The sequence below is a fragment of the Novacetimonas hansenii JCM 7643 genome (genome assembly GCF_000964405.1).
Classification (GTDB): Bacteria; Pseudomonadota; Alphaproteobacteria; order Acetobacterales; family Acetobacteraceae; genus Novacetimonas; species Novacetimonas hansenii.
In genome coordinates, this window is sequence record NZ_BANE01000139.1 from 1 (window position 1) to 14347 (window position 14347).

12 protein-coding genes are annotated in these 14347 nt (G+C 61.0%); 5 read left to right on the forward strand and 7 right to left on the reverse strand.

What is annotated here, in order from left to right:
- Positions 1 to 196 precede the first annotated feature (196 nt).
- Entirely contained in the window at positions 197 to 3670 is a 3474-nt protein-coding gene (gene mfd / locus B7G66_RS10240) for a transcription-repair coupling factor (RefSeq protein WP_003620046.1), read from the reverse strand.
- Positions 3667 to 3978: an FAD assembly factor SdhE gene (locus B7G66_RS10245; RefSeq protein ID WP_003620044.1), complete on the reverse strand. Its 312-nt coding sequence runs from the start codon at positions 3976 to 3978 to the stop codon at positions 3667 to 3669. The genes mfd and B7G66_RS10245 overlap by 4 nt, the downstream gene beginning before the upstream one ends.
- Positions 3979 to 4083: 105 nt before the next feature.
- Here B7G66_RS10245 and recG point away from each other — a divergent pair, with 105 nt between their 5' ends.
- Positions 4084 to 6219, forward strand: a complete 2136-nt coding sequence (gene recG, locus B7G66_RS10250) for an ATP-dependent DNA helicase RecG (protein WP_040510805.1) — start codon at positions 4084 to 4086, stop codon at positions 6217 to 6219.
- A gap of 129 nt (positions 6220 to 6348) precedes the next feature.
- Here the strand turns inward: recG and acuR are convergent, their stop codons facing one another.
- On the reverse strand, positions 6349 to 7017 hold the full coding sequence (acuR, locus tag B7G66_RS10255; protein ID WP_003620038.1) for an acrylate utilization transcriptional regulator AcuR: 669 nt from the start codon (positions 7015 to 7017) through the stop codon (positions 6349 to 6351).
- 421 nt (positions 7018 to 7438) lie between these two features.
- Here acuR and B7G66_RS18975 point away from each other — a divergent pair, with 421 nt between their 5' ends.
- Positions 7439 to 8122, forward strand: coding sequence for a cold-shock protein (locus tag B7G66_RS18975; protein ID WP_075596166.1), 684 nt, complete (start codon positions 7439 to 7441; stop codon positions 8120 to 8122).
- A gap of 100 nt (positions 8123 to 8222) precedes the next feature.
- Here B7G66_RS18975 and smpB read toward each other — a convergent pair whose 3' ends face one another.
- The 4 genes from smpB to B7G66_RS10280 form a co-directional block, all read right to left on the reverse strand.
- On the reverse strand, positions 8223 to 8720 hold the full coding sequence (smpB, locus tag B7G66_RS10265) for an SsrA-binding protein SmpB (RefSeq protein ID WP_003620036.1): 498 nt from the start codon (positions 8718 to 8720) through the stop codon (positions 8223 to 8225).
- Between the two features lie 4 nt (positions 8721 to 8724).
- The gene (dapA, locus tag B7G66_RS10270) at positions 8725 to 9615 is read right to left on the reverse strand and encodes a 4-hydroxy-tetrahydrodipicolinate synthase (protein ID WP_003620035.1); all 891 of its coding nucleotides are present in this window, start codon (positions 9613 to 9615) and stop codon (positions 8725 to 8727) included.
- A 170-nt stretch (positions 9616 to 9785) separates the two neighbouring features.
- Positions 9786 to 10694, reverse strand: coding sequence for a prephenate dehydratase (locus tag B7G66_RS10275; protein ID WP_003620034.1), 909 nt, complete (start codon positions 10692 to 10694; stop codon positions 9786 to 9788).
- Entirely contained in the window at positions 10691 to 11491 is an 801-nt protein-coding gene (locus tag B7G66_RS10280; RefSeq protein WP_048859162.1) for a 3-deoxy-manno-octulosonate cytidylyltransferase, read from the reverse strand. Before B7G66_RS10280 ends, B7G66_RS10275 begins: the two co-directional genes overlap by 4 nt.
- A gap of 135 nt (positions 11492 to 11626) precedes the next feature.
- On the opposite strand from B7G66_RS10280, the gene B7G66_RS10285 reads away from it, so the two are divergent.
- The 3 genes from B7G66_RS10285 to serA all read left to right on the forward strand — a co-directional run bounded on the left by B7G66_RS10285 (position 11627) and on the right by serA (position 14312).
- Positions 11627 to 12136 carry a c-type cytochrome gene (locus B7G66_RS10285; protein ID WP_003620032.1) on the forward strand — a complete coding sequence of 170 codons (510 nt, stop codon included), beginning with the start codon at positions 11627 to 11629 and terminating at the stop codon, positions 12134 to 12136.
- Positions 12136 to 12930 carry an inositol monophosphatase family protein gene (locus B7G66_RS10290; protein ID WP_003620031.1) on the forward strand — a complete coding sequence of 265 codons (795 nt, stop codon included), beginning with the start codon at positions 12136 to 12138 and terminating at the stop codon, positions 12928 to 12930. The genes B7G66_RS10285 and B7G66_RS10290 overlap by 1 nt, the downstream gene beginning before the upstream one ends.
- A gap of 116 nt (positions 12931 to 13046) precedes the next feature.
- Positions 13047 to 14312 (forward strand): phosphoglycerate dehydrogenase, encoded by a 1266-nt coding sequence (serA, locus tag B7G66_RS10295; RefSeq protein WP_003620030.1) that lies wholly within the window; start codon positions 13047 to 13049, stop codon positions 14310 to 14312.
- The last annotated feature ends 35 nt before the right edge of the window (positions 14313 to 14347 follow it).

A 14347-nucleotide genomic window follows, 5' to 3' on the forward strand; every position in this document is an offset into this window, starting at 1 on the left:
ACCATAAACCGGAGCATTTTCACCGAACCGGTTTTCGGTGGAAATGCTCCAGATCAGGCACAAAGTATCCGGATGTTACCTTCGTCCTTTAATAAGGTGACGATTTCCCCGGCGTGTTTGGACGAAGGATTTGCTGAAAACTTTGTCCTGTCTGATGGGTGTATGTTGTTGAGCAATGGCAGCCGTCGGGCCTTCTTCAGGCCGGGGCGGCATCCGCCAGCGCATTCAGCGCACCAAGCACCCTGCGGGCCTGTGCGATACGCTGCACATTCGTCATTTCCCTGATAACCGCCAGCTTGTGATCAGGGCGCAGGCGCACTTTTGCGTCCTTTTGCTGTGCGATCCATGTGACCAGTCCTGCCGGGTTGACGAAGCTGTTATTGCGGAACTGGATCACCATGCCTTTCGGCCCGGCCTCCAGCCGTTCCACACCTGCCATGCGGCACATCCGCTTGAGTGCGACGACATCAAGCAGGTTGCGTACCTCATCGGGCAGGGTGCCGAACCGGTCAATCAGCTCTGCCTGCATCGCCTCGATCTCCGCATCGTTGGCAAGGGCCGAGATCCGGCGATACAGCCCAAGACGCACTGGCAGGTCGGGCACGTAGGTGTCGGGTATCAGTACGGGCAGGCCCAGGATGATGTTGGGGGTCCAGTCGCGATCCTCTGTCTTGCGACGGCCTTTTTCATGGCGGAGGTCCGCCACAGCGTCTTCGAGCATCTGTTGGTAAAGCTCGATCCCGACCTCGCGGATATGTCCCGACTGCTCATCGCCAAGCAGGTTTCCCGCGCCGCGCAGGTCAAGGTCATGCGATGCCAGCGTAAAGCCCGCCCCCAACGTGTCGAGTGTCTGCATGACCTCCAGCCGCTTTTGCGCGGCAGCGGACAGGATGTGTGTCTGCGGCCATGTCAGGTACGCATATCCCCGCTGTTTGCCGCGTCCGACGCGCCCACGCAATTGATATAGTTGCCCCAGCCCGAACATGTCCGCACGATGGATGATCAGCGTGTTGACCGCAGGCATGTCCAGACCGCTTTCGACGATATTGGTGGACAGCAGGATATCGTATTTGCCATCGCTGAATTCGGTCATGACCCGTTCCAGTTCGGTCGGGGTCAGGCGGCCATGTGCCTGTACCATCCGCGCATCGGGCACGATTTCATGTAACCGCGTTGCCATGCGGTCCAGATCCTCGATACGGGGTACGACACAGAACACCTGCCCCCCACGGAACCGCTCACGCTGGATGGCCTCGCGAATGACGACGCTGTCGAATGGCATGATGAAGGTGCGCACCGCCAGGCGGTCGGTCGGTGGGGTGGCGATCAGGCTCATTTCCCGCACGCCGGTCAACGCAAGCTGCAAGGTGCGCGGCAGCGGGGTGGCCGAGAGCGTCAGGACATGGACATCTTCACGCAGGGCCTTGAGCTTTTCCTTGTGCGCAACGCCGAAATGCTGTTCTTCATCCACGATCAGCAGGCCAAGATCCGCGAATTTCACCGTCTTGGCCAGCAGCGCATGCGTGCCGATGACAATATTGACCGTGCCATCCTCCAGCCCCTTGCGCACTGCGGTGGCGTCCTTGCCCGTGACCATGCGCGACAGTTGCGCCACCTTGATCGGCAGGTCGGCAAAACGGGCGGCGAAGGTGCGGTAATGCTGTCGTGCCAGCAATGTGGTGGGCACGACAACTGCGACCTGCCCGCCCGACATCGCGGCGACAAAGGCCGCGCGCAATGCCACTTCCGTCTTGCCAAACCCGACATCGCCACATACCAGCCGGTCCATCGGGCGGCCCGATGCCATGTCATCAAGCACGTCGGCAATGGCGCGGGACTGATCCTCGGTCTCCACAAAGGGGAAGCGGGCGCAGAATTCGTCCCACAGTCCTTCGGCCGGGGTCAGCGCCGGGGCTTCGCGCAGGGCGCGTGCCGCGGCCGTACGGATCAGTTCACCCGCCATGTCGCGGATGCGCTGCTTCATCTTGGCCTTGCGCGACTGCCACGACACACCGCCAAGCTTGTCGAGCGCAACCCCCGTCTGTTCCGAGCCAAAACGGCTGAGCAGTTCGATATTCTCGACCGGCAGGAACAGCTTTTCATTTCCGTCGTAGATCAGGCGCAGACAGTCATGCGGCGCACTGCCCACGCCAATCGTCTCCAGCCCGTCATAGCGGCCGATGCCGTAATCCTGATGCACGACAAGATCGCCTTCCGCGATTTCAGACGCTTCGGCAATGAACTGGTCGGCTTTCTTGCGGCGGCGCGGTGGGCGTGAAATCCGTTCGCCCAGAAGGTCCTGCTCGGACACGAACGCCATGTCTTCGGCCACGAAACCGCGTTCCAGCCCCAGTGTCAGCAATCCAACCGTGCCGGCCTTCATGCGTGACGCGTCGCGCCATGTCGCGAATGACTGCACCGGCAGATGATATTCGCGCAAAAGTACACCCAGCCGTTCGGCAGAGCCACGGCTCCAGGCGGTGACAAAGGTGCGCCGTCCCGTCTGTGCCCATTCATTCATGCGCGCAGCCAGCATCGGAAAGACATTTTCGCGCATGCCGTCGGTTGCGGTCCGCGCGAACATCTGTCCCGGCCTGCCACCTGCATCAATGCCTGGCGCACCATCGGGCTGTGCAAAGGGCATGAACACCATTGCCGGGTGTCCCGACAGCATGGCGTCCCATCCCTTGCGGTCAAGATACATCAGGTGGGACGGAAGTGCGCGGTAAGGCACTTCTCCTTCGCGGGGGGGCTGGCGGCGGGCTTCGAAATGATCGGTGATCATTTCCAGACGCGCGGCAAAGGCCTCTTCCGCCTGCTGCGCCAGTGAAATCGACACGCCGGGCAGATAGTCGACAAGGGTTTCCATATGTTCATGGAACAGCGCCAACCAGTGTTCCATGCCTGCATGCCGCCGCCCGTCAGAGACATGCTGGTACATCGGGTCTTCGGCTGCCGCAGGGCCAAACAGATCGCGCCAGCCGGTGCGAAAGCGCGAGATGCTGTCGGGGTCGAGGCTGAAATCCGCCACGGGCCGCATGACCAGCGCGTTTTTTTGTGTTGTGGAGCGTTGGGTCGCGGGATCAAAGCCGCGAATATTTTCCACCTCGTCCCCGAACAGGTCAAGGCGTACGGGTTCGGCTTCACCGGCCGGGAAAATATCAAAAATCCCGCCGCGTGTCGCAAATTCACCCGGTTCCATCACCGTATCAGTGCGATTGTAGCCGTTTGCGACCAGAAGTTCGATCAGGAATTCCTGGTCCAGTGCCTCGCCCGTTGCGATGTTGAGCGATTGCCCCGCGAATGCGCGGCGTGGGGCGACGCGCTGGATCAGGCCATTGACCGTCGTCAGCACGATGCGTGGGCGTGTCGGTTTTTCCAGCAGGCAGGTCAGGGTCGCGACACGTTCGGCAACGATGGCGGGATTGGGGGAAACCCGGTCATAAGGCAGGCAGTCCCATGCCGGAAAACGCAGGATTTCCGCATCGGGTGCAATAAAGGCAAGCTGTTCGCCAATCCGCGCCATTTCCGCGTCATCGCGCGCCACATGCAGCAGGGGGCCATCATGTTCGGACAGGCGACGGGCGAGGAGAAACGCGTCATATCCTTCCGGCACGCCCCAGATATGGGTCAGGCCGGATGTCTGTCGCGCGGCGCGGATCTCGTTCATTTGGGGCCTCGGATCGCGGCCAGGCGTTCGGGGTCGTTGGCATCGGCAAGGATGGCGCGCATCATGGGGGTGTCCACTTCCGCCGGAATGGGGCGCCGTCCGCTCAGCCAGTCGGCAAGGTCGGCATCAGGCAGGTCCATCACTTCCTCCAGCGCGTCAAGTTCCGCTTCGCTCATGCCTTCAAGGCGTGGGGCGACAAATCCCCCGATCAGCACATCTGTTTCATGTGTGCCGCGATGCATCGCGCGGTAATAGATACGCCGCCGACGTGCATCAAGGCGTGACAGATCAGGATTATTGGTTTGCATTGCGTTCCACCCCGTTATGGTTGCGTTTTGTTCTGTAACGCATTTGTCCTATAGCCGTCCCCGGGTCGTATGTCAGCCCGGACGACCTGCATGCCAACCTGCCGGATGAACAGCCGCGTGTCACCCTGCCCCCCTGCCCCCTCCTCCCCGGACGCCATGCTTCTGGCCCCCCTGTTCGCCAGTGTGGGGACGTTGCCGGGTATTGGCCCATCGGTCGAACGCCTGATCGCGCGTGCGGCGCGGGGGGATCGCGTGATCGACCTGCTGTTTCATCTGCCTGATGGTCTGGTGGACCGGCGTTACCGCCCTCAGCTTGCTGTGGCGGAGGCGGGGCGCGTATGTACGTTCCATGCACGGGTGGTGCGGATCATCGCCCCCGAAAACAGCCGGGGCCGCAAGCCATGGCGGATTGTGGTTGGTGACGGGACGGGTCAGGCCGAACTGGTCTTCTTTTCCCCCTATCAGGCACAGCGGTTGCGGGTGGATATGCAGATATGCGTATCAGGCATGCTGGAGCGGTTCGGTGATCGGCTGAGCATGCCGCATCCCGATTACCTGGTAATGGGGGAACAGGAGAATACGATTCCCCTGCTTGATCCCGTATGGCCGTTGACCGGTGGCCTCTTTCCCCGTCAGTTGCGCACCGCCCTGCAGGGGGCTTTTGCCCGTTTTCCGGATCTGCCTGAATGGCTGGACCCCGAAATGGTGCGCAAACGCAAATGGCCGACGTTTGAGCAGGCTTTGCGCATCATGCACCGCCCGTCGGATTTCCCCGACCTGATGGAAGGGGAACGTTATGCCGCCGCCAGCGAACGCGCGCGCGCGCGCCTGTCTTATGACGAATTACTGGCGATGCAGATCGCGATGGCGCGCGCGCGGATCGATAACCGCGACCGGCCTGGCCGGTCCATCATTGGCACAGGTGCGTTGCGTACGGTGGCCCTGTCGCGATTTGGTCATGAACCCACCACGGCACAGATCCGTGTGCTGGAGGAAATAGGCCGCGACCTGCGTGCCCCCCATCGCATGACGCGACTGCTGCAAGGCGATGTCGGGGCGGGCAAGACGCTGGTGGCGCTGCTGTCGATGCTCTGCGCCGTGGAGGCCGGACATCAGGCGGCGATGATGGCACCCACCGAAATCCTTGCGCGCCAGCATCTGGCGACCTTCCAGAAGCTTTCCCCCGTTCCCGTGGCGTTCCTGAGTGGCTCCGTCAAGGGGCGTGCGCGCAAGCAGGCGCTGGAGGCCATTCGCACCGGGGCGGCTCCCCTTGTCATCGGGACGCATGCGCTGTTTCAGGATAAGGTCGAATTCGCTGATCTCGCATTGGTCGTCATTGATGAACAGCATCGCTTTGGCGTGGCGCAGCGTATGATGCTTGGTGAAAAGGGCGATCGGACCGATGTGCTGGTCATGACCGCCACGCCCATTCCCCGTACCCTGCTGCTGACGCAGTGGGGGGATATGCAGGTCAGCCGCCTGGATGTGAAACCGGCGGGACGCAAGCCCATACGCACCTCGCTGCATGCCCTGTCGGCCATGCCGGAACTGGTGGCGGCCGTCCGCCGGGCGCTGGCGCGTGGGGCGCAGGTTTTCTGGGTCTGCCCTCTGGTATCCGAAAGCGAGGCACTCGACATCGCCGCAGCGGAGGCGCGTCATGCGATGCTGAAGGAGTATTTCGGCGATCTTGTAGGTCTGGCCCACGGGCAGCAGGATATCGCCGTGCGCGAAGAAGCGATCAGCGCCTTTGCCGAGGGGCGGACACGTATCCTGGTTGCCACCACGGTAATCGAGGTCGGGGTGGATATCCCGTCAGCCACGGTCATGATGATCGAGCATGCCGAACGTTTTGGTCTGGCGCAGCTGCATCAGCTTCGTGGTCGGGTGGGGCGTGGACAGGCAGACTCCTTCTGCCTGCTGCTGCATGATGGTCAGTTGGGGCAGACCGCGCGGCGGCGTCTGGCGTTGTTGCGTGATACGGAAGACGGGTTTGTCATCGCGGATGAAGATTTTCGAATCCGTGGTGGCGGCGATCTTGCGGGGCACCGTCAGTCGGGGCTGCCGGATTTCCGTATGGCAGCCGGTGTGCATGTGGAGCAGTTATTACGCGCCGCGGCGCAGGATGCACAACGCGTGGTGGACGGCACCGCACCAGCGGTGCACAGGCGCGACGCGGCGATTGCCATATTGCTTGAACTCTTCTCACGCACCGATGCGCAGCGGATCATGAAGGCAGGGTAAAATAAGACGGGGTGAAAATCCGGACCCAGAGCATTTCCACCGGAAACCGGTTCGGTAAAACTGCTCCAGCTTATTGTTTTTACGCGCATCTTCACCTGTTTGAATGCACGCATTCAAACAGGATCTGCCCTAGCCCTTCAGGTCACATCCGGCCTCCACCATTTCGAGGAAGATTTCCGAAAACAGGCTCATCGGCCTGACCGAGCGTTCAAGATGGGCGCGCAGGATTGCCCCTTCCCACCCGATCCAGAAAAATTCGGCCCAGCGCTGGCAGATATGGCCACAGGCAGGAGAAGGTGTATCAAATGCTGCCGTCAGGCATGTGGCGACCCGGCATTCCCATCCCGCCAGCACGGCGCGCAGTTCCTGATGGAACGAAGTTGGCAGGATAGCCAGTTCCTGCCCCAGATTGCCGATCAGGCAGCCACGTGTGTAGTCGAAACGTATGATTCCCGTTTTTGCGTCCTCCACGAAATGGCGCAGACGCTGCACTGGGGGATAGGTGTCATCATCCAGCCACCGGGCGAGTTTCGCATCGAAATAACAGGCATATCCCCTGATGACCGCGATCCCAAAATCTTCCTTGTTTTCAAAGTAGTGGTAAAATGATCCCTTGGCGACACCTGCCCCGCGCAGGATATCGTCAAGGCCACTGGCACCGAATCCCTTTTCCGTCAGTGCGATGATTCCCGCCTGTATGAGTTGATGGCGGATGTCCTGCTGTTCGGAAATGTCCTTGGGGGGGCGTCCGCGCCCACGTACCTTATGGGGGGCGGGTGGTAGGGTCGTCGGGTTCATGTCAGGTATATTCCCTGCTTCTTATAAATGCTTGCTTGGCATGCGTCAGGCACATGCCAAGCACATGCCCATGGCCGAGATGGCGCGGGATGCGCGCACGTGACGCCTGATGCCATGGAAACGGCGCAGGGGCAGGTGGGTTCTGGTGGGGGCAGATGTCTTTGCGATCCCCTGCTTTGTCACAAAAATGTTTGAACGTGAAAAATGCTGTGGAATCCGGCCACCGGAATATGCTTTAGATATTGGTGATACCGATGCGATTCATGCTAGGGTCAAAGACAGGACAGAGAATGTTTCCCGGCGGCCCGCCTGAACTGCGGTCATGCCAGACAGGCAAAACTCTATTCTGCGAACAAAGCGTTTCCATATCGGCGGCTTCCCGTGACCGGGACCCGCCACCTAGACCTCGGGATTACGACCGTTGAGAAGTAACAGGACCGACCGCAGCTCCCGCTCCCCGCGCCGCGGCGGATTTGACGATGATTTCATGTCGGCACCGTCATTCAATGACCGCGCCAGCAGCCCTGCCGCCCCTCGTCGCCCCTTTGCCGGCAGCGGAGGCCCGCAGATCGTCGCATCCGGGCCGGAGATTGGTGCCACTGTCAAGTGGTTCAATAGCGAAAAGGGCTTCGGCTTTGTCGAGCTGTCGGATGGATCGGGCGATGTGTTCCTGCATGCAAATGCACTGAACCCCACCGGTTTCGAGACGGTTTCCCCCGGCAGCACGCTTGTCGTGCGCATTGGTCAGGGCCCGAAGGGCCGCCAGGTCGCCGCCGTGGTGTCCGTTGACGAAAGCACCGCGCAGCCGGAACGCCCCCGTGGTTTTGGTGGTGCACCGCGTGCTGGCGGTGGCGGGTTCGCCCGTTCTGGCCGTCCCGCCCCTGACCTGTCGCAGGCGCAGGACATGCGTGGCATTGTGAAGTGGTACAACGCCACGAAGGGCTTTGGCTTCATCACGCCGGAAAGTGGCGGCAAGGATATTTTCGTCCATGCATCCGCGCTGGAACGTTCCGGCCTGACCAGCCTGTCCGAAGGCCAGACGGCCAATGTGCAGGTGGTCGAAGGCCAGAAAGGGCCCGAAGCCGCTGCAATCAGCGTTGATTGAGTGTTGGATGGCATGATGTGAAAACATCATGCCGCCCGGCCATCAGGGCCTCCCATAACGGGACGCCCTGTTTTTTTATGTCGTGCTGTAACCGGTCAGATCAGTCTTCCCGCCCCTTGTTACGGATCAGGCGGGCTTTGTCACGTTGCCAGTCACGTTCGGCAATGGCATGCCGCTTATCCGCTTTCTTGCGTCCCTCCCCTATGCCAAGGGTCAGTTTGGCAAGACCGCGACTGTTGAAGTGGATATCCAGCGGCACAAGGGTCACGCCATTGCGTGCGCTTTCGCCAAGGAGGCGGTCAATCTGTTTGCCATGCAACAGCAGTTTGCGTGGCGCACGTGGTTCAAAGCGGGACAGGACCCCCCCTTGATATTCTGGGATATAGCTGTTGAACAGCCATAACTCCCCATTACGTTCGGCGGCGTAGGCCTCTGTAATGGTCGCACGTCCCATGCGCAGGCTTTTGACCTCTGGCCCTTTCAGGACCAGTCCTGCCTCCAGCGTTTCCAGAATCGTATAATTGAACCGGCCCTTGCGGTTCTGTGCTGCGATTCCCGTAGAAATCATCCCGCTGCCATTTTTCTGTTTCGCTGCCATGGGGTCAGTCCAGCAATCCTGCGGCGGACATGGCATCCTTGACACGTGCGCGTGATGCATCGCTCAACGGGGCAAGCGGCAGGCGGCAGGTTTCCCCCATCAATCCCAGCACGCTGGCGGCGAATTTGACCGGGACGGGATTGCTTTCACAAAACAGGGCGTCATGTACCGGGAAAAGCCGGTTGTGCTTTTCCATGGCTTCCATCACCCGCCCGTCACTCCAGGCAGCCTGGATTTCGGCGCATTGTGCCGGTGCAATGTTGGAAGTCACGCTAATGCAGCCATCGCCGCCGGAAGCAAGGAATGCCACCGCCGTGCCATCTTCACCCGAAAGCTGGTTGAACGGCTTGCCCACCGTTTGTTGCGTCTGTAATGGGCGCAACAGGTTCGCCGTCGCATCCTTGACGCCAATGATGTTGGGATGCTTGGCCAAGCGTGCCATGGTTTCCACGGATACGTCGATCACGGAACGTCCGGGAATGTTATAGACGATGACCGGGATCGAGATCGCATCGGCAACCGCCATGAAATGACGGTACACTCCTTCCTGCGTGGGTTTGTTATAATATGGTGTCACCACCAGTACCGCAGCCGCACCGGCGGATTGCGCATGCAGGGCCATCTTGATTGCTTCGGCTGTGCTGTTGGATCCTGCTCCTGCCAGGACAGGGACGCGGCCATTGGCGGTCTTGATGGTGAATTCGACCACCTGCGCATGTTCATCGTGCGACAGGGTCGGGCTTTCCCCTGTCGTGCCCACGGGAACCAGTGCGGAGGTTCCCTGCTGTATCTGCCAGTCGATGAAACGCCCCATGGAGGGCAGGTCCAGCGACCCATCCTGGTTCATTGGCGTAATCAGGGCGGTAATGGAACCCTTGAACATGGTTGTTTCCACTTTGTTGGCAGGTCCTGTCCGCCCCGGCGTAAGGGCCAGGTTGAAAGATGAATGCGACAGGCCTGAATTTTGTCTCGGTTACGGGGCGGGGCATGCGCCCGGCCTCTATGATCCCCTGATATGGGTATGGGGCGGGCGGATGGCAAAGCATCCGCGGGCGGGGCATGCTGTCATTTCATGACGGGCGTTCCGGTCCGGGCCGTATCCGCCGCGTCATGGTCCCTGTTCGCCTGATCCGTGGTCCTGCGGCGGAAGGGGGATGCGCGATAGACCCCCAGCAGGTCCACCTGCTCTGCAAAGAAAGACAGTTCGCGCAGTGCCGCCGCCAGGGCGGGGTCATGGGGATGCCCTTCCACGTCGAGCAGGAATTGCGTCGCCGCGAACGACCCGTCAAGCATGTAGCTTTCCAGGCGTGTCATGTTGATGCCATTGGTGGCAAAACCGCCCAGCACCTTATACAGCGCCCCGGGCTGGTTGCTGACGCGAAACAGCACCGTTGTCATGCATTCGGGCATGCGCGCGGGCAGGTCGGGGGGCGTGCGTGCCGCGATGTAGAAGCGCGTCGTGTTATGGGTTGCGTCCTCCACATTGCGACGCAGGATGACAAGCCCGTTCAGGTCAGCCGCCAGTGACGATGCGACGGCGACATCTTCCTTGCGGCCCCAGCCACGGACAAGTTCAGCAGCGCCGGCCGTATCGAATTCCACCACCGGCTTCAGGCCTGTTTCCTTTATCAGGCCCCGGATCTGCGCCATGGCGACGGGATGGGTATGGACGCGTTTCGCATCATGCAGGGTCGCGCCGGGGATTCCCATCAGGCAGTGTTCGATGCGCAGGAAATGTTCGCCAATGATGAACAGGTCGGATTGTGGCAGCAGGGCATGGATATCTGGCACCCGTCCCGCCAGGCTGTTTTCACAGGCCAGCATCGCGGCATCCGCGCCGCCTTCATGCACGGCGGCAATCGCCTCGGCAAAGGTTTCACACGGCAGGGTTGTCCAGCCCGGACGGGCCTGTCGGCAGGCAAGGTCGGAATAGGCGCCGAATGTGCCCTGGAATGCGATGATGCCCCCGGTCATGTGAGTGCCTGTGCCTGTGCCTGTGCCTGTGCCTGTGCCTGTGCCTGTGCCTGTGCCACGTGCATCGTGGCAGTCGCGGCGGCGCGTGCGCGTTCAAGGTCGGCAGGGGTGTCCACCCCGAATGGCGCATGCGCGATCCGTGCGCATCCGATCTGCATCCCCGCCTCCAGCGCGCGAAGCTGTTCAAGGCGTTCGCGGTGTTCCAACGGGGATTCCGGGTTGCTGACGAAATGCTGCAGGGCCGTGCGGCGATAGGCATAGATGCCGACATGGTGCCATAATGGCCCCTGCCCCCATGGAATCGCGACACGGGAAAAATACAGGGCGCGTGCCGTATCGGCGCCATCGGCAAAAGCACAGGCCACCTTCACCACCGAGTCAGCGGCGGCTTCGTCAGAGTCCTGCACGGGGGCCACCAGTGTTGCGATATCGGTGGCTGCCTCATGCAGTGGCAGCAGAACCTTGTGCAGGATATCGGGCATGACGCCGGGCAGGTCGCCTTGCAGGTTGATGACCGTGTCATGCCTGCCCTGCGGGTCAACCCGTTGCAATGCCTGCCATACCCGGTCGGAACCCGATGGCAGGTCTGGATCGGTCATTACGGGATGTCCCCCCGCTTGCTCCACGGCCTGCGCGACAGCGGCATCGCAGGCGGCGACGACCACCGGGCCGATTCCGGCCAGTGTGGCGCGTTCAAGGACGTGCGCAATCATCGGGCGTCCGGCGATATCCGCCAGTGGTTTTCCGGGCAGGCGTGATGACGCCATACGGGCCGGTATTATGACAATCGGGTTCATGAAATCTGGTTTTGGCCCATCGGTTCATCAAGGCGACACGAAACGTGCAAGCTTGTGGCTGCTTCACACAAGCGGCACGGCAGTTTAGGTAATGAAGCAAAGTCATGCAACCGCGCACGAAAGGCGTCTTTATTCATGAACAGCATGCGGGTTAACCAGGTGGGGGCAGCGTTCCTGATCGCAGCGGTGGCGTTTGGGGGCAGTTGGGGTATGGGCAACCTCCTCGTGCCACATCGCGCGGCAGCCCAGACGGCGGTTCCCATGCCGCAATCCACGCCCGATGACGGGCAGGACCCGCCGATCGAGACATTGCTGGCCCACGCGGATGCAGCCAAGGGACATGAGATCGCCGATCATCAGTGCGCGATGTGCCACAGCTTTGCCCCGCATGGGCCGTCCATCATCGGTCCCGACCTGTTTGGCGTTATGGGGACGCATATCGGTGATATTCCCGATTATGAATTTTCCGAAGCCCTGAGCGCGCACAAGAAGGACGTCTGGACCCCTGCCCTGCTGGCGGAATGGCTCAAGAAACCTGATGCCTTTGCCCCGGGCACCAAGATGGCCTTTCCTGGAATTACATCGGCAACAGACCGGGCCAACCTTGTCGCCTATATCCAGACCCTTGTCGAAGAGAAGAACTGATGTCGGACCCGCTGGCGCAAAAGACGCAGTTCCTTGCGGCGGCACAGGCGGCGGCCGATGTTGCCGCATGTATTGTGCGGCCGTTTTTCCGTGCGGGGGTTCGCGCCGATGACAAGGCCGACGCCAGCCCGGTGACGATTGCCGACCGTTCCGCCGAACGTGCGATCCGCGCCGTCATCGGCGAACGTCTGCCCCATCATGGGATCATGGGGGAGGAGTTCGGTACGGAACAGCCCGACGCGGCCTATCGCTGGGTGATTGACCCGGTTGACGGGACGCGTGCTTTCCTGACGGGGCGTCCCACCTTCGGTACCCTGATCGCGCTGCTGCATGATGGCGTGCCGGTACTGGGCATTATTGACCAGCCCATTACCGGTGAACGCTGGATCGGTGTGCGGGGGGAGGCAACGCGTTACGTCTCACGCCTTGCGGGACAGGCCGGGACACGCCTGTGCCCGTCACTGGCGCAGGCTGAACTGTCATGCACCGCGCCTGAAATCCTCGAAGGTGATTACCGCCCGCGGTGGGAGGCCCTGTCGCGGGCGGTCAAGCGCGTGAGCTGGGGGGGGGATTGTTACGCATATGGCCTGCTGGCGTTGGGACAGGTGGATATTATTGCCGAATGCACCATGAAACCATGGGATTGGGCCGCCCTTGTCCCTGTGGTCGAAGGTGCGGGCGGTCGCATGACGGACTGGGCCGGGCGCCCGCTCCGGCTTGATGGTGATGGCAGTGTCCTTGCCATCGGCAATCCCGCCCTTATGGACCAGGCATGTCGCCTTCTGGCGAAATAGTACGTTTTCCTGACTTCCCCGCCTCTTAATTCCCTGCCCTGCATCATTCCTCCCTAGCCATGCGTCAAGCAATCGGATAGGGCATCCCTTTGATCGAACAAGCGTGAGTACTCCACATGACTCATCCCTCCGTCGGCCACCTTTCCCTGTCCAAGGACAAGATTCGTATCCTGCTGCTTGAAGGCGTGCATGACAGTGCCGTGTCGCTTCTCAAGGAAAACGGGTATGAAAACGTAACCCGCCTCAAGACCGCGCTTGAAGGCGAAGCCCTGCGCAAGGCGCTGGAGGGGGTGCATATCGTCGGTATCCGGTCGCGCACGCAACTGACGCGAGAAGTGATCGAGAGTGCAGACCGCCTGATCGCCATTGGCTGCTTCTGCATCGGGACCAACCAGGTTGACCTTGTGGCCGCGCGTGAGGGGGGGATTCCCGTCTTTAATGCGCCATTCAGCAACACCCGCTCTGTCGCCGAACTGGTGATGGGCGAGATTGTCATGCTGATGCGCCGGATATTCCCCAAATCGGTGGAATGCCACGAAGGCGTATGGAAGAAGTCAGCAACGAACAGTTGGGAAGTGCGCGGCAAGACGCTGGGCATCGTGGGGTATGGGTCCATCGGTTCGCAGCTTTCCGTGCTGGCCGAGGCATTTGGCATGCGCGTATTCTATTATGACGTGATCGACAAACTGGTGCATGGCAATGCCCATCCTGTCGCCACGCTGGAGGAGCTGCTGGGACTGAGTGATGTCATCAGCCTGCATGTGCCCCAGACGCCGGAAACGGCGAACATGATTGGCGAGGCGCAGATCCGTGCGATGAAGCCGGGATCATTCCTGATCAACAATGCGCGCGGCAATGTTGTGGATCTCGCCGCGCTTGCCGCGGCGTTGAAGGATGGCCACCTGCTGGGTGCCGCGATCGATGTGTTCCCCAAGGAGCCAAAGGCTGCGGGCGAAAGCCTGGAAACACCGCTGCGTGGGCTGGATAATGTCATTCTGACGCCGCATATCGGGGGGTCAACCGCCGAGGCGCAGGAACGTATCGGTCAGGAAGTCGCACGCAAGCTTCTGGATTATTCCGACATTGGCTCCACACTGGGGGCCGTCAATTTTCCTACTGTGCAACTGCCGGAAAACCCGCACGGCACCCGTTTCATGCACGTCCATACCAACGCGCCGGGTGTGATGTTGCAGATTAACGAAATCTTCTCCCGCGAGGGCTGCAACGTCACGGCGCAGTATCTACAGACGGCGGGTGAATTGGGGTATGTTGTCGTAGAAGCCGATACCGGCAGGGATGTGGAAAAGGACAACCGCATCCTGGGCAAGCTGCGTGATCTCAAGGGTACGATCCGTGCGCGCCTGCTCTATCAGCAGCGCTGATTCTGAGTGAACCATATCGCATGAAAGGGGGGCAC

Bases quoted from the DNA above. Each gene is read 5' to 3' on its own strand.
- B7G66_RS10245 (WP_003620044.1), bottom strand. From the start codon at position 3,978: ATGCAAACCAATAATCCTGATCTGTCACGCCTTGATGCACGTCGGCGG.
- recG (WP_040510805.1), top strand. From the start codon at position 4,084: ATGAACAGCCGCGTGTCACCCTGCCCCCCTGCCCCCTCCTCCCCGGAC.
- B7G66_RS10285 (WP_003620032.1), top strand. From the start codon at position 11,627: ATGAACAGCATGCGGGTTAACCAGGTGGGGGCAGCGTTCCTGATCGCA.
- B7G66_RS10275 (WP_003620034.1), bottom strand. From the start codon at position 10,694: ATGACCGGGGGCATCATCGCATTCCAGGGCACATTCGGCGCCTATTCC.
- B7G66_RS10280 (WP_048859162.1), bottom strand. From the start codon at position 11,491: ATGAACCCGATTGTCATAATACCGGCCCGTATGGCGTCATCACGCCTG.
- smpB (WP_003620036.1), bottom strand. From the start codon at position 8,720: ATGGCAGCGAAACAGAAAAATGGCAGCGGGATGATTTCTACGGGAATC.
- mfd (WP_003620046.1), bottom strand. From the start codon at position 3,670: ATGAACGAGATCCGCGCCGCGCGACAGACATCCGGCCTGACCCATATC.
- serA (WP_003620030.1), top strand. From the start codon at position 13,047: ATGACTCATCCCTCCGTCGGCCACCTTTCCCTGTCCAAGGACAAGATT.
- acuR (WP_003620038.1), bottom strand. From the start codon at position 7,017: ATGAACCCGACGACCCTACCACCCGCCCCCCATAAGGTACGTGGGCGC.
- B7G66_RS10290 (WP_003620031.1), top strand. From the start codon at position 12,136: ATGTCGGACCCGCTGGCGCAAAAGACGCAGTTCCTTGCGGCGGCACAG.